Source organism: Streptomyces glaucescens (assembly GCF_000761215.1).
In the GTDB taxonomy this organism is placed as follows: domain Bacteria; phylum Actinomycetota; class Actinomycetes; order Streptomycetales; family Streptomycetaceae; genus Streptomyces; species Streptomyces glaucescens_B.
In genome coordinates this window covers 4,214,827-4,229,534 of the sequence record NZ_CP009438.1, presented here as the reverse complement: position 1 = coordinate 4,229,534, position 14,708 = coordinate 4,214,827, and the positions used below count along the sequence as shown (strand labels likewise).

The window sequence follows — 14,708 nt, the reverse complement described above, 5'->3', positions numbered from 1 at the left end:
CCCCACGGACCGAAGCATGACCGCCTGGCACCCACGCGACGTCGACCCGTCGATTACGGGCCAGCCGCACCAGGTACGGGCAAAGTCCCCGGCCTGATGGGCGACATTCGAGGACGCTTGGTAACTGGGTGATCATGCCAGCGGCGGTACGAGTCCTCGTACCGCCGCAACCCTTTCCCGGCCCTTCCCGGCGCCTACGCCGCTCCGCGCTGCAGCGCCTCGCACACCGCCGTCGACTCGCGCGCCCCCAGCCCGACCGCCTTGCCGCAGTGGGCGATCCAGGCCGCCATGCCCTCCGCCGTGCCGGACAGATATCCGTCGAACGCGGTCAGATAGGCGTCCAGCCCCAGCTCGGCGTGGCCCACCTCGGCGGGGCAGACAGACTTCGGGTCCAGGCCGCTGCCGACCAGGACGATCCGCTCGGCCGCGCGCGCGACCAGGCCGTTGTGGGAGACGAACGGACGCAGGGCGAGCAGCTCGCCGTGCACCACCGCGGCCGTGACCAGCGCGGGGGCCGAACCTCCCGCGATGATCAGCTCCGCCAGACCCTCCAGGCGCGCCGACACCTCGCCGGCACCCGGCAGCGGCCGCTCGACCAGCGGCTCGTGCACCGGCTCGCCCGGCTGCCGCGGGCGGCCCACGACGTCGGCGTCGTCGGCCGCCGCGACCAGGTGCAGGCGGGCCAGCACCCGCAGCGGGGACTGCCGCCAGATGGACAGCAGCTGTCCCGCCTCGGCGGTCAGCCGCAGCGCCGCGCCCACGGTCCGGGCCTCGCCGTCACCACTGAAGTCGGTGCGCCGGCGCACCTCCTCCAGGGCCCAGTCGGCACCGGACAGCGCCGCCGAACCCCGGGCGCCGCGCAGGGCCGCCTCGGAGGTGATCTCGTTGCTGCGGCGCCGCATGATGCGGTGTCCGTAGACCCGGTCCACGGCCTTGCGCACGGACTCCACCGAGTCGGCCACACCGGGCAGTGCGCCCAGGGCCGCGAGGGGGTCCCGATCGGCGGTAGCGCCTGTCGTACTCATGAGTACGACATTACGCACCCGGGCGCCGAACCCCACGAAGGAGTGGTCTTCTTCACGTCCGCCCCGCGCGCGCGGCGCTCGCACCACTAGGCTTACTGAACATGAAAATTGCTTTCGTCGGGAAGGGCGGGAGCGGCAAGACCACCCTGTCCTCCCTGTTCATCCGCCACCTCGCGGCCGCCGGAGCGCCGGTCGTCGCCGTGGACGCCGACATCAACCAGCACCTCGGGGCAGCGCTCGGCCTCGACGAGGCGGAGGCCGCCGCGCTTCCCGCGATGGGTGACCAACTGCCGCTGATCAAGGACTACCTGCGGGGCAGCAATCCGCGGATCGCCTCGGCCGCGACCATGATCAAGACCACGCCGCCCGGCGAGGGCTCGCGGCTGCTGCGGGTACGCGGCGACAACCCGGTCTACGACGCCTGCGCCCGGCCGGTGGAACTCGACGGCGGCACCGTCCGGCTGATGGTCACGGGCCCCTTCACCGAAGCCGACCTGGGGGTCGCCTGCTACCACTCCAAGACCGGAGCGGTCGAGCTGTGCCTGAACCACCTCGTCGACGGCCGCGACGAGTACGTCGTGGTCGACATGACCGCGGGCTCCGACTCCTTCGCCTCCGGCATGTTCACCCGCTTCGACATCACGTTCCTCGTCGCCGAACCGACCCGCAAGGGGGTCTCCGTCTACCGCCAGTACAAGGAGTACGCCCGCGACTACGGCGTCCGGCTCGCCGTCGTCGGCAACAAGGTGCAGGGCCAGGACGACCTCGACTACCTGCGCGAACAGGTAGGGGACGATCTGCTCGTCACCGTCGGCCACTCCGACTGGGTGCGCGCCATGGAGAAGGGCCGACCGCCCCGTTTCGACCTCCTGGAGGATGCCAACCGCCGCGCCCTGCACGCCCTGCGGACGGCCGCCGACGCGACCTACGACGAGCGCGACTGGGAGCGCTACACCCGCCAGATGGTGCACTTCCACCTGAAGAACGCCCGGTCCTGGGGCAACGAGCGGACCGGGGCCGACCTGGCGGCGCAGGTCGACCCCGACTTCGTGCTCGGCGAGAGCGTGGTGGCGAACGCCTGACACACCGCTCCCGCCGGGCGCGGCGGGCTAGTCCCTGTCCGCCGGCGCCCCGGGCACGCCCTTCGGCGCGGGGGCCGGGCGGGCGGCCAGGAAGGCCGCCCAGCCCCGCTTCGGCGCCTCGCCGACCCTCAGTGTGCGCAGCTTCGCCAGGGTCTGCGGGTCCTGGGCGTCCAGCCAGTCGGCCAGTTGCCGGAAGGAGACACAGCGCACCTCGGGCTTGGTGCACACCCGCTCGATGACCTCCTCGACGGCACGCATGTACGTGCCGCCGTTCCAGGACTCGAAGTGGTTGCCGATGATCAGGGGCGCGCGGTTGCCGTCGTAGGCGCGCCGGAAGCCCATCAGCAGGCCGTCGCGCATCTGGTCGCCCCACGCGTCGTACTTGTCGGGGTCGCCCTGGGTGGTGGTGCCGGACTGGTTGACCATGAAGTTGTAGTCCATGGTCAGCTGCTCGTAGGAGTGCCCGGGGAACGGCACGAGCTGCATCGACAGGTCCCACAGGCCCCCCTTCTTCCGCGGCCACACCTGGTCGTTGACGCCGCTGGTGTCGTAGCGGAAGCCCAGTTCGCGGGCGGCCCTCATGAAGTTGCGCTGGCCCTCGAGGCAGGGTGTGCGGGCGCCGATCAGCTCCCTGTCGTAGTCGAACGGCAGTGGCGCCGCCTTGGTCATCCCGGTGTGGGTCTTCCAGGACTTCACGAACCGCTTGGCCTGGGCGATCTCGTCCTTCCACTCCTCCACCGACCACTCGCCGACGCCGCCGCCCTTGCCGCAGAAGTGGCCGTTGAAGTGGGTTCCGATCTCGTTGCCCTCCAGCCAGGCGAGGCGGAGCTGCTTCACGGTGTCGGCGATGCCCTGCCGGTCGTTGAAGCCGATGTCCGAGCGGCCCGGCGAGTGCTGCGGCGGTTTGTAGAGGTCGGCCTTGTCCTCCGGCAGGAGGTACACGCCGCTGAGGAAGTAGGTCATCGTGGCGCCGTTCGCCTTGGCGACCTTGCGGAAGTGGGAGAACAGCCGCTGGCTGTCCTCGCCGGCGCCGTCCCAGGAGAACACCACGAACTGCGGTGGCCGCTGCCCGGGCTTCATCCGCTCGGGGCGGGGCAGGTGCGGCTGGGCTCCGGTGAACGCCGTGGAACCGTCGCCGATGAGCCGGAGGGGGCTCCTGGGGGCGGGGGCCGCCTCGGGCCGCTGCGGTCCGCTGACGCCCTTCTTCGTGGTGCCGGAGTCCGCCGAGCAACCGGCGAGCGACACGGCACAGACCGCGGCGACCACGGCGCCCGCGGCGATCCTCTGGGTGGCGGCCATCTTCCGCCCACCTACTTCCTTCTCTCGGGCCAACGCCGCTGAGGGCGTTTTCGGGTGCAGTGCGCGCTGTGCTGCCACCCGGGCGAGATGCCGGGCCGGCCGACAGCGCCGCCAAGGTCGCACGGGACCGAGAAGGAATTAGTACGACAAGCCGATCAAAGACTCGGATCACTCTCTGGAGTGATTTACTGACCCATTTGCCGGGAAAATCCGGACTTCGCCTTTACCCAGCATTACTATTCGTTTACTGAGCGTTGATCCATCCCGCCACTGCACGCCGTGACTCACGGCCGCGACCGACCCGCCACCCGGCGGGACCGACCTGTTCCGCGACCGCTGCCCCGGAGGAGACGGGAAACATGTCAGCCTGCGTCCCCACACGCACGACCGACCCCCACCGGCCGAACCCCGACCACCAGCCGCACAGCCCGCCGAGCGGGCGCCCCCGCCGCTTCCGGATCGCCGGCGCGGACGTGTCGGCGTCCATCGCGGTCTTCCTGATCGCCCTGCCCCTGTCCCTCGGCATCGCCCTCGCCACCGGCGCCCCGCTCCAGGCCGGCCTCGTCGCGGCCGCCGTGGGCGGCCTCGTCGCCGGACGGCTCGGCGGGTCCCAGCTCCAGGTCAGCGGACCCGCCGCCGGGCTCACGGTCGTCACCGCCGACCTCATCCACCTCTACGGATGGCGGACGACCTGTGCCATCACCGTCCTGGCGGGTGCCGCCCAACTGGGCCTCGGCTGCCTGCGGGTGGCGCGCACCGCCCTCGCGGTCAGCCCCGCCATCGTGCACGGCATGCTGGCCGGGATCGGCGTCACCATCGCCGTGGCCCAGCTGCACATCGTCCTCGGCGGCACGCCGCAGAGCGCGGTGCTGGACAACCTGCGCGCGCTGCCCGCCCAGCTCGCGGACCTGCACCCCGCCGCCCTGTCGACGAGCGCGCTCACCCTGGCCCTGCTCTTCCTCTGGCCCCGGCTGCCCGGCCGGACCGGACGGCTGCTGCGCAAGGCACCGGCACCCCTGATCGCCGTCACCGGCGCCACCGCAACCGCATCGCTCGCGGGGCTCACCCTGCCCAAGGTGGAGCTGCCGTCCTGGAACAACCACGCGCTGGCCGGGCTGCCCGAGGGGCCCGTGCTCGGCCTGGTGGCCGCCGTACTGACCACCACGCTGGTGTGCAGCGTGCAGTCGCTGCTCGGCGCGGTCGCGGTGGACCGGCTGGCCGCCGCCCGCCCCGGCCTCACCGGCCGGGTCCCACGCTCCGACCTGGACCGCGAACTGCTCGGTCAGGGCGCCGCGAACATCGTCTCCGGCGGGCTCGGCGGACTGCCGGTCGCGGGTGTCGCGGTGCGCAGCACGGCGAACGTGAACGCGGGCGCGGTGAGCCGCAACTCCACGATGCTGCACGGTGCTCTCGTGGTGGCCGCCACCTTGCTGATGGTCCCGCTGCTGGAGCAGATCCCGCTCGCCGCACTGGCCGCCCTGGTGATGGCCGTCGGCATCCAGATGGTGTCCCTGCACCACATCCGCACGGTGACCCGCCACCGCGAGGTGCTGGTGTACGCCGTCACCACCCTCGGCGTGGTGCTGTTCGGCGTCCTGGAGGGGGTGGCCCTCGGCGTCGCCGTGGCCGTCGCCGTCGCCCTGCACCGCCTGACCCGCACCCGGATCAGGCACACGGAGGAGGGGGGAGTCCACCACGTGCAGGTGAGAGGCCAGTTGACGTTCCTCGCCGTGCCCCGCCTGAGCCGGGTGCTGCACCAGATCCCGCAGGGCACCGCCGCCGTCGTCGAGTTGGACGGTTCCTTCATGGACCACGCGGCGTACGAGACCCTGCACGACTGGCAGAACACGCACACCGCGCAGGGCGGCACCGTGGAACTGACCGGCCGCCGCGCCGGGATCCGCATCGCCGAGCCGGGCACCCCCGCGGAGGATCCGGCCGGCACGGGTGCGGCGGAGCCGGAGGGGTCCGGTGACTGCCGGTGCCGTCCCTGGACACCGTGGCGCAACCACCAGTGCGAGTGGGAGGTGCCCGGCAGCGAGGCGGCACCGGGCCCGGCGAGGGAACCGGAAGCGGGGGCCGGGCCGGACGGCCGGGCCGAACCGGACGGCACGCCGGGCGACTCGGCCGGCGCGGCCGGCTTCCGGAAGGGGTTGCGACCGTCCAAGCGACCGGACCGGCCGGACCTCCCGGACCGGCCGGAGCCGCCGGCTCCGCCGGGCGCACCGGGGACGACGGGGCCGCTCGCGCCGTCGGATCGGGTGCGGCAGGACGGCCGGGAACCGGGGCACCGTGAGCGCCGGGCGCACTCGGAGCCCCTGGAGCACCCGGTGGTCCAGGAGAGCCCGGCTCACCCGAAGGGCCCCGAGCACACGGGGAGCCCGGAGCACGCGGGTGGCACCGACGACGTCACCCTGCCCCCCGGCCCGGACCCCACCGACGGTTCCCCGGCCGGCGGCCACCAACTCGTCCGCGGCATCAGCGCCTTCCAGCGCCGGACGGCACCATTGGTGCGGAGCGAGCTGGCCCGGCTGGCACGGGAGGGCCAGCGACCGGTGCACCTCTTCCTCACCTGCGCCGACTCACGCCTCGTCACCTCGATGATCACGTCCAGCGGCCCCGGCGACCTCTTCGTGGTGCGCAACGTGGGCAACCTGGTGCCGCTGCCCGGCGCGGAGAGCGGCGACGACTCGGTGGCGGCGGCCATCGAGTACGCGGTGGACGTCCTGGAGGTCCGGCACATCACCGTGTGCGGGCACTCCGGCTGCGGTGCCATGCAGGCGCTGCTCGCCGCGCGTGACGAGCACCCGGAGGAATCCGGTGTGCCCGGTGGGCCGCGGACACCGCTCAAGCGGTGGCTGCGGCACGGGCTGCCGAGCGTGCGGCGGATGACCGACGGCGGCGGGCCCCGGCCGCGGCTCGCCGGGCGGCGTCCCGCCGACGCGGTGGAGCAGCTGAGCCTGGCCAACGTCGTGCAGCAGCTGGAGCACCTGCGCGCCCACGAGTCGGTGGCCCGCGCCCTGCGCGAGGGCGCGCTGGAGCTGCACGGGATGTACTTCCACGTGGGCGAGGCGCAGGCCTACCTGCTCACCGAGGTGTCCGGTGCGGCGGTCTTCGACCACGTCACCGAGGCGGAGGAACTGCGCAGCCCGGCCTGAGCCGCCGCCCGAAGGGCCGTACCGGGTGTCGACGGCAGGGGCGGGCGGGCCTCGGCCCCCTGACACCGGCACCCCTGACACCGGGCCCCCGTGACGCCCGGCGCCCGGCGCCCGCGTCCCCGTCCGGTGGAGCCCGAACGGCTCCGCCGGACGGCGCTCGGGGGCCGGGAACGGGGTCGCACGGGGCGGCCCGGCCCCCGAGCGCGAAGCTGACGGCCCGCTGGACTGTCCCGGCGGGCCGGGCGCCGCCCGGTATCCCCGAAGTCGAGCCAGGCCCCGCCCGCCACGCGGGTCGATCCTCCGGACGGGGCGGGCCCCGCCACCCGTCCGGTCTAAGCGGCCCGGATCGCGGAGGCCCGGCGCGGCCGCCGCCTCCGCGGGTGAGCCGGTCGACCGTGACCAGCTCCGGTACGGCCCGTCCGCCTGCGCGTGGCCGCTCGTGTGAAAGGCGTTACAGCCACTGAACTCCGCCCCCGCCGCGTCCGTGGGTACGGATGACCACCACAGCCGATCACCGCAACGGACCACCGGGGCCGGATACCGCACCGGCCACTCCACCAGCCCGTCCCATCAGCCACCCTCACAGGTCTAAACCAATTTCCCGACGACCCTTGTCATCGGGCCCCCGGGTCTGATGAGCTGTGGTCTGGGACACAACGGACACCCTGGGAAAGGGAGATGTCGTGAGCAACGAAAGCCTGGCCAACCTGCTCAAGGAAGAACGCAGGTTCGCACCCCCCGCCGACCTGGCCGCGAACGCCAACGTCACCGCGGAGGCGTATGAACAGGCCAAGGCTGACCGGCTCGGCTTCTGGGCCGAGCAGGCCCGGCGGCTCAGCTGGGCCAAGGAGCCGACCGAGACGCTGGACTGGTCGAACCCGCCGTTCGCCAAGTGGTTCAAGGACGGCGAGCTGAACGTCGCGTACAACTGCGTCGACCGCCACGTCGAGGCCGGGCACGGCGACCGGGTGGCCATCCACTTCGAGGGCGAGCCCGGCGACAGCCGCGCCCTCACCTACGCCGAGCTGAAGGACGAGGTCTCCAGGGCCGCGAACGCCCTTTTGGAGCTGGGTGTCCGCAAGGGCGACCGGGTCGCCGTCTACATGCCGATGATCCCGGAGACGGCCGTCGCCATGCTGGCCTGCGCCCGGATCGGCGCCGCGCACTCGGTGGTCTTCGGCGGCTTCTCCGCGGACGCGCTCGCGACCCGCATCCAGGACGCCGACGCCAAGGTCGTCATCACGGCCGACGGCGGCTACCGGCGCGGCAAGCCGTCCGCGCTGAAGCCCGCCGTCGACGAGGCGCTCGGCAAGGTGGACAACGTCGAGCACGTGCTCGTGGTCCGCCGTACCGGGCAGGAGGTCGCCTTCACCGAGGGCCGCGACGTGTGGTGGCACGACATCGTGGGGCGGCAGAGCGCCGAGCACACCCCGGAGGCGTTCGACGCGGAGCACCCGCTGTTCATCCTGTACACGTCCGGTACGACGGGCAAGCCCAAGGGCATCCTGCACACCTCCGGCGGCTACCTCACCCAGACGGCGTACACCCACCACGCGGTGTTCGACCTCAAGCCCGAGACGGACGTCTACTGGTGCACGGCCGACGTCGGCTGGGTCACCGGCCACTCGTACATCGTCTACGGCCCGCTGGCCAACGGTGCCACGCAGGTCATGTACGAGGGCACGCCGGACACCCCGCACCAGGGCCGGTTCTGGGAGATCGTGCAGAAGTACAAGGTCACGATCCTCTACACGGCGCCCACGGCGATCCGCACGTTCATGAAGTGGGGCGACGACATCCCCGCGAAGTTCGACCTGAGCAGCCTGCGCGTGCTGGGCTCGGTCGGCGAGCCGATCAACCCCGAGGCGTGGATCTGGTACCGCAAGCACATCGGCGCCGACCGCACCCCGATCGTGGACACGTGGTGGCAGACCGAGACCGGCGCGATGATGATCTCGCCGCTGCCCGGCGTCACCGCCACCAAGCCGGGTTCCGCGCAGACCCCACTGCCGGGTATCGCCGCGACGGTCGTCGACGACGAGGCGAACGAGGTGCCCGACGGCGGCGGTGGCTACCTGGTCCTCACCGAGCCGTGGCCGTCGATGCTGCGCACCATCTGGGGCGACGACCAGCGGTTCATCGACACCTACTGGTCGCGCTTCGAGGGCAAGTACTTCGCGGGCGACGGCGCCAAGAAGGACGACGACGGCGACATCTGGCTGCTGGGCCGGGTCGACGACGTCATGCTCGTCTCCGGTCACAACATCTCCACGACCGAGGTCGAGTCCGCGCTGGTCTCGCACCCCTCGGTCGCGGAGGCGGCCGTGGTCGGCGCGGCGGACGAGACCACCGGCCAGGCGATCGTGGCGTTCGTGATCCTGCGCGGTACGGCCGCGGAGACCGAGGACCTGGTCGCGGAGCTGCGGAACCACGTCGGCGCCACGCTCGGCCCGATCGCCAAGCCCAAGCGGATCCTGCCGGTGGCCGAGCTGCCGAAGACGCGCTCCGGCAAGATCATGCGCCGGCTGCTGCGCGACGTCGCCGAGAACCGTGCCCTGGGCGATGTGACCACCCTGACCGACAGCGGGGTCATGCAGCTCATCCAGGCGAAGCTCCCGGCCGCGCCCAGCGAGGACTGAGCACGTCCGCGTGCGGGGCGTCCGGCGCCGAGCGTGCCGGACGCCCCCGCCGCGTCTAGGGTGGACCCAGGTGGACCTGCGTCCCCTATCATTAGCTGAGCTAATCAAAAAAGGTGCGCCGGGAAGTCTGGTCGGCAAGCGATGTCGTGCTGCCCACCCCCGGAGGTTCCCGTGTCCGCCCCCCGCACCCCCCGCAAGGTCCTCGGCCGGCTGTCCCTGCCGGAGCGGACCTACCTCGCGGACGCGCTGCGCACCGAGACGGTCGGCGGTGTCCTGCTGCTGGTCGCCGCCATCACCGCACTGCTCTGGGCGAACATCCCCCCGCTCCACGACAGCTACGAGACGGTCAGCCACTTCCACCTGGGCCCCGGGTCCCTCGGCCTGAACCTGTCCGTCGCGCACTGGGCCGCCGACGGACTCCTCGCGATCTTCTTCTTCGTCGCCGGCATCGAGCTCAAGCGCGAACTCGTCGCAGGTGATCTGCGCGACCCGAGGGCCGCGGCCCTGCCGGTCGTCGCCGCGCTGTGCGGCATGGCCGCGCCCGCGCTGGTCTACGCCCTGACCAACACCTTCGGCGGCGGCTCCCTGTCGGGCTGGGCGGTGCCCACGGCCACCGACATCGCCTTCGCGCTCGCCGTGCTCGCGGTCATCGGCACCTCGCTGCCGAACGCCCTGCGCGCCTTCCTGCTGACCCTCGCCGTCGTCGACGACCTGTTCGCCATCCTGATCATCGCGGTCTTCTTCACCGACACCCTGGACTTCGCCGCCCTCGGCGGCGCCGTGGCCGGCCTCGCCGTCTTCTGGCTGCTGCTGCGCAAGGGCGTCCGCGGGTGGTACGTGTACGTGCCGCTCGCCCTGGTGATCTGGGCGCTGATGTACAACAGCGGCATCCACGCCACCATCGCCGGGGTCGCGATGGGCCTGATGCTGCGCTGCACCACCCGCGAGGGTGAGAAACACTCCCCCGGCGAGCACATCGAACACCTCGTACGGCCGCTGTCGGCGGGCCTCGCCGTGCCGCTGTTCGCCCTGTTCAGCGCCGGGGTCCCGGTGTCCGGCGGAGCCCTCGCCGAGGTCTTCACCCGCCCGGAGACGCTGGGCGTGGTGCTCGGACTGGTGGTCGGCAAGACGCTCGGCATCTTCGGCGGCACCTGGCTGACGGCCCGCTTCACCCGGGCCTCGCTCAGCGACGACCTCGCCTGGCCGGACGTGTTCGCGGTGGCGACCCTGGCCGGCATCGGCTTCACCGTCTCCCTGCTCATCGGCGAGCTGGCCTTCGAGGGCGACGCGACGCTCACCGGCGAGGTCAAGGCGGCCGTCCTGACCGGCTCGCTGCTGGCGGCTGCACTGGCCACGGTGCTGCTGAAGCTGCGGAACGCCACGTACCGGCGGATGTGGGAGGCCGAGGAGCGCGACGAGGACCAGGACGGCATCCCGGACGTCTACGAGGAGGACGATCCGGAGTACCACCTGCGGATGGCCGCGCTCCACGAACGCAAGGCCACCGAGCACCGCCGGATCGCCGAGGAGAAGGCCGCGGCGCGCCACGCGGTTGCGGAAGTGCCGGGCGGGGCAGGCGCGGAGAACGACGGTCCGGCATGATCTGACGAGACGGTACAAAAGACGGGACCGTCACCAGTCAGGCAGAAGAGGGAGACCGCGATGAGCGCACCCGACGGCAGCCCGGTCGGCGCCGAACGCAGCATCGGCCAGCTGTTCGCCAAGGCGACGACCGAAATGTCCGCGCTGGTGCACGACGAGATCGCACTGGCCAAGGCCCAGCTCCGACGGGACGTCAAGCGGGGTGCGACCAGCGGCGGCGCCTTCATGGCGGCGGGGCTGCTCCTGCTGTTCTCCCTGCCGATGCTCAACTTCGCGCTGGCGTACGGCATTCGGACCTGGAGCCACTGGAACCTCGCGGTCTGCTTCCTGCTGTCCTTCGCGGCGAACGTGCTCATCGCCGGGTTCCTCGCCCTGATCGGCGTGGTCTTCGCGAAGAAGGCGAAGCAGGGCCGCGGTCCGCAGAAGGTCGCCGCGTCGGTGAAGGAGACGGCGGGCGTCCTGCAGAACGCCAGGCCGCACCCGCGGCCCGAGCTGCCCGCGGACCGTGTGCCCGAGGCCATCGAGCCTGTGGCACGCTCGTCGTCATGACGGAACCCGACACTCCACCGGCCCAGCCGGCCTCGGTCGTACGGCTCGGCCTGCCCGGCGGCCACGAGGTGATCCACCGGGACGTGGCCGCCAACGGCGCCCGCTTCCACATCGCCGAGCTGGGCGACGGACCGCTGGTGCTGCTGCTGCACGGCTTCCCGCAGTTCTGGTGGACGTGGCGGCACCAGCTCGTGGCGCTCGCCGACGCGGGTTTCCGGGCCGTCGCCATGGACCTGCGGGGTGTCGGCGGCAGCGACCGCACCCCGCGCGGGTACGACCCGGCCAACCTGGCCCTCGACATCACCGGGGTGGTCCGCTCGCTCGGCGAGCCGGACGCCGCGCTGGTCGGGCACGACCTGGGCGGCTACCTGGCGTGGACGGCGGCCGTGATGCGGCCCAAGCTGGTGCGCCGGCTCGCCGTCACGTCGATGCCGCATCCGCGGCGCTGGCGTTCGGCGATGCTCTCCGACGTCAAGCAGACCGCCGCCGGCTCGTACATCTGGGGCTTCCAGCGCCCCTGGATCCCCGAGCGGCAGCTCGTCGCGGACGACGGGGCGCTGGTCGGGCGGCTCATCCGGGAGTGGTCCGGGCCGCGGCTGCCGGACGACGAGGCGGTCCGGACGTACCAGCGCGCGATGTGCATCCCGTCCACCGCGCACTGCTCGATCGAGCCGTACCGCTGGATGGTCCGCTCCCTGGCCCGCCCCGACGGCTTCCAGTTCAACCGGCGGATGAAGCGGCCGGTGCGCGTGCCGACGCTCCATCTGCACGGCTCGCTCGACCCGGTGATGCGCACCCGCAGCGCGGCAGGCTCCGGCGAGTACGTCGAAGCCCCGTACCGCTGGCGCCTGTTCGACGGGCTCGGCCACTTCCCGCACGAGGAGGACCCGGTGGCGTTCTCCAACGAGCTGATCAACTGGCTGAAGGACCCCGAGCCGGACCGGTGACGGGGTCGCGGCCTCCCTCGGTGACCGGGCCGACACGTCCGGTGTCCGGGCCGCAGGGCCACCGGTACGACTGTCCTACAAGCGGCCACATGCCTGGCGCATAGGCCAATTGGACGGCCCCGAGGCGGTTATCGACCTTGGGGCGGGGGCACACGTCGGGGTATGGGCTGGACGCACGACTACAGTGACGCAGCAGCACGCAATCGCCGCTCGGGCAGCGCCCTGAGCTCCCACCAGCGAGGCGCGCCGCAACTCGTGGCCGCGGACCCCCGGGTGGGCATTCCGCGCATCCTGCGCCGCCGGGCCCGCTGGGTCTCGGTACGGCTGCGTCACCCCCGCGGGTGACCCCCGCGCGCCCTACAGCGCGCAGTTGTCGGTGCCCACCTGCTGGTTGGCGGTACGCCCCGCGGTGATGTCCTCCCGGATCTCGTCCACGGTCAGCGCGTACCCCGTCTCGGCGTCGTCCAGCGACTTCGCGAAGACCACGCCGTAGACCTCCCCCTCGGGGGTGAGCAGCGGGCCGCCGGAGTTGCCCTGACGGACGGTCGCGTACAGCGAGTAGACATCGCGCCGGACCGTGCCGCGGTGGTAGATGTCCGGGCCGTTCGCGGTGATGCGGCCGCGCACCCGTGCCGAGCGCACGTCGTACGCGCCGTTCTCCGGGAAGCCCGCGACGATCGCGCCGTCGCCGCTCGCCGCCTCGTCCTCGGTGAACCGCAGGACGGGCGCGTCCAGGTCGGGGACGTCCAGTACGGCGATGTCGCGCTCCCAGTCGTAGAGCACGACCTTCGCGTCGTACCGCTCGCCCTCACCGCCTATCTGCACGGTGGGCTCGTCGACGCCGCCCACGACGTGCGCGTTGGTCATCACGCGGCGCTCGGCGAAGACGAAGCCGGTGCCCTCCAGGACCTTGCCGCAGCTCTGCGCGGTGCCCACGACCTTGACGATGGAGCGCTGGGCGCGGGCGGCGACCGGGCTGCCCGCGAGCGCCGGGTCGGGGGGCTGGACGTCGGTGATGGGCTCGTTGGCGAACGGGCTGAAGACCTGCGGGAAGCCGTTCTGCGCGAGCACCGAGGAGAAGTCGGCGAACCAGGTGTCGGCCTGCGCGGGCAGCGCGCGGGAGACGCCGAGCAGCACCTTGGAGTTGCGGACCTCCTTGCCGACCGTCGGCAGCGTGGTGCCCGCGAGCGCCGAGCCGATCAGCCAGGCCACCAGCAGCATGGCCACCACGTTGACCAGGGCGCCGCCGGTGGCGTCCAGGGCGCGGGCCGGGGACCAGGTGATGTACCGGCGCAGCTTGTTGCCCAGGTGGGTGGTCAGCGCCTGCCCCACGGAGGCGCAGACGATCACCACGATGACCGCGACGACCGCGGCGGTGGTGCTCACCTCCGCCTTGTCGGTCAGCAGGTCCCAGATCACGGGCAGCGCGTAGACGGCGACGAGCCCGCCGCCCAGGAAACCGATCACCGACAGGATGCCGACGACGAAGCCCTGGCGATAGCCGACGATCGCGAACCAGACGGCAGCGAGCAGCAACAGGATGTCCAGCACGTTCACCGAATCAGGCCTCGCCTCTTCACTCTCCGGTCCCGCCGGCCCGGCCGGGGGTCCCGCCCGCCGCGGCACGGCGATCGGGCACAACGTTCCCCGAGGGAACACAGCACGGCGCCCACCCTGTCATGCGCGCCAGTCGAGCGGGACCAGCTTGTCGCGGTCCCAGGGGCGCTCCCAGCCGGCGTAGTGCAGCAGCCGGTCGATGATTCCCGCCGTGAAGCCCCACACCAGGGCCGATTCGACCAGGAATGCCGGGCCGCGGTGGCCGCGGGGGTGGACGGCCGTGGCACGGTTGGCCGGATCCGTGAGATCCGCCACGGGAACGGTGAACACCCGCGCGGTCTCGTTGGGGTCCACGACGCCGACCGGGCTGGGCTCGCGCCACCAGCCCAGCACGGGGGTGACGACGAAGCCGCTGACCGGGATGTACAGCCTCGGCAGCACGCCGAAGACCTGCACGCCGGCCGGGTCGAGGCCGGTCTCCTCCTCGGCCTCGCGCAGCGCCGCCCGCAGCGGCCCGTCCCCCTGCGGGTCACCGTCCTCGGGGTCCAGGGCGCCGCCCGGGAAGGACGGCTGCCCGGCGTGCGACCGCAGGTTGCCGGCGCGTTCCATCAGCAGCAGCTCGGGGCCGCGCTCCCCCTCGCCGAACAGCACCAGGACGGCGGACTGGCGGCCCGCGCCGTCCTCGGGCGGCAGGAAACGGCTCAGCTGGCGCGGCCGCACGGTCTCCACCGCGCGCACCACCGGGTCCAGCCAGCCCGGCAGTCCCTCCTTGCTGACCACCACGGCTTCGCCCCGCGTCTCACTCGCCCGGCTCATCGCCACCCCCGTCGTCCTGCTGCTTCCAACGCCC

The 14,708-nt window shown here is 72.4% G+C and carries 11 protein-coding genes; 7 read left to right on the top strand and 4 right to left on the bottom strand.

Annotation, left to right across the window (positions count from 1 at the left end; all coding sequences use genetic code 11):
- Window positions 1–194 precede the first annotated feature (194 nt).
- A complete protein-coding gene (locus SGLAU_RS18300; RefSeq protein WP_043502837.1) occupies window positions 195–1,025 on the bottom strand; it encodes a Fic family protein in 831 nt (276 codons plus the stop codon).
- Window positions 1,026–1,126: 101 nt separating this feature from the next.
- On the opposite strand from SGLAU_RS18300, the gene SGLAU_RS18295 reads away from it, so the two are divergent.
- Window positions 1,127–2,107, top strand: coding sequence for an ATP-binding protein (locus tag SGLAU_RS18295; RefSeq protein WP_043502835.1), 981 nt, complete (start codon window positions 1,127–1,129; stop codon window positions 2,105–2,107).
- Window positions 2,108–2,134: 27 nt separating this feature from the next.
- Here SGLAU_RS18295 and SGLAU_RS18290 read toward each other — a convergent pair whose 3' ends face one another.
- Complete coding sequence (locus SGLAU_RS18290) at window positions 2,135–3,406, bottom strand: lipoprotein (protein ID WP_043502833.1); 1,272 nt, start codon at window positions 3,404–3,406, stop codon at window positions 2,135–2,137.
- A gap of 359 nt (window positions 3,407–3,765) precedes the next feature.
- On the opposite strand from SGLAU_RS18290, the gene SGLAU_RS18285 reads away from it, so the two are divergent.
- From SGLAU_RS18285 to SGLAU_RS36285, 6 genes are all read left to right on the top strand, one after another.
- Window positions 3,766–6,564 (top strand): SulP family inorganic anion transporter, encoded by a 2,799-nt coding sequence (locus SGLAU_RS18285; protein WP_043502832.1) that lies wholly within the window; start codon window positions 3,766–3,768, stop codon window positions 6,562–6,564.
- Window positions 6,565–7,247: 683 nt separating this feature from the next.
- Entirely contained in the window at window positions 7,248–9,203 is a 1,956-nt protein-coding gene (gene acs, locus SGLAU_RS18280) for an acetate--CoA ligase (protein ID WP_043502831.1), read from the top strand.
- A 171-nt stretch (window positions 9,204–9,374) separates the two neighbouring features.
- Window positions 9,375–10,805, top strand: coding sequence for a Na+/H+ antiporter NhaA (gene nhaA, locus SGLAU_RS18275; RefSeq protein ID WP_043502828.1), 1,431 nt, complete (start codon window positions 9,375–9,377; stop codon window positions 10,803–10,805).
- Between the two features lie 60 nt (window positions 10,806–10,865).
- A complete protein-coding gene (locus SGLAU_RS18270) occupies window positions 10,866–11,354 on the top strand; it encodes a phage holin family protein (RefSeq protein ID WP_043502827.1) in 489 nt (162 codons plus the stop codon).
- A complete protein-coding gene (locus SGLAU_RS18265; RefSeq protein ID WP_043502826.1) occupies window positions 11,351–12,301 on the top strand; it encodes an alpha/beta fold hydrolase in 951 nt (316 codons plus the stop codon). Before SGLAU_RS18270 ends, SGLAU_RS18265 begins: the two co-directional genes overlap by 4 nt.
- Before the next feature lie 162 nt (window positions 12,302–12,463).
- A complete protein-coding gene (locus SGLAU_RS36285) occupies window positions 12,464–12,646 on the top strand; it encodes a hypothetical protein (protein ID WP_078957769.1) in 183 nt (60 codons plus the stop codon).
- A 12-nt stretch (window positions 12,647–12,658) separates the two neighbouring features.
- Here SGLAU_RS36285 and SGLAU_RS18260 read toward each other — a convergent pair whose 3' ends face one another.
- Both SGLAU_RS18260 and SGLAU_RS18255 read right to left on the bottom strand, forming a co-directional pair.
- Window positions 12,659–13,858 (bottom strand): MarP family serine protease, encoded by a 1,200-nt coding sequence (locus SGLAU_RS18260; RefSeq protein WP_043502824.1) that lies wholly within the window; start codon window positions 13,856–13,858, stop codon window positions 12,659–12,661.
- Between the two features lie 120 nt (window positions 13,859–13,978).
- Window positions 13,979–14,674, bottom strand: a complete 696-nt coding sequence (locus SGLAU_RS18255) for an NUDIX hydrolase (RefSeq protein ID WP_043506771.1) — start codon at window positions 14,672–14,674, stop codon at window positions 13,979–13,981.
- Window positions 14,675–14,708: the final 34 nt, after the last annotated feature.

Coding starts and splice junctions, on each gene's coding strand:
- SGLAU_RS18300 (WP_043502837.1), bottom strand. CDS start 1,025: ATGAGTACGACAGGCGCTACCGCCGATCGGGACCCCCTCGCGGCCCTG.
- SGLAU_RS18295 (WP_043502835.1), top strand. CDS start 1,127: ATGAAAATTGCTTTCGTCGGGAAGGGCGGGAGCGGCAAGACCACCCTG.
- SGLAU_RS18290 (WP_043502833.1), bottom strand. CDS start 3,406: ATGGCCGCCACCCAGAGGATCGCCGCGGGCGCCGTGGTCGCCGCGGTC.
- SGLAU_RS18285 (WP_043502832.1), top strand. CDS start 3,766: ATGTCAGCCTGCGTCCCCACACGCACGACCGACCCCCACCGGCCGAAC.
- SGLAU_RS18270 (WP_043502827.1), top strand. CDS start 10,866: ATGAGCGCACCCGACGGCAGCCCGGTCGGCGCCGAACGCAGCATCGGC.
- SGLAU_RS18265 (WP_043502826.1), top strand. CDS start 11,351: ATGACGGAACCCGACACTCCACCGGCCCAGCCGGCCTCGGTCGTACGG.
- SGLAU_RS36285 (WP_078957769.1), top strand. CDS start 12,464: ATGGGCTGGACGCACGACTACAGTGACGCAGCAGCACGCAATCGCCGC.
- SGLAU_RS18255 (WP_043506771.1), bottom strand. CDS start 14,674: ATGAGCCGGGCGAGTGAGACGCGGGGCGAAGCCGTGGTGGTCAGCAAG.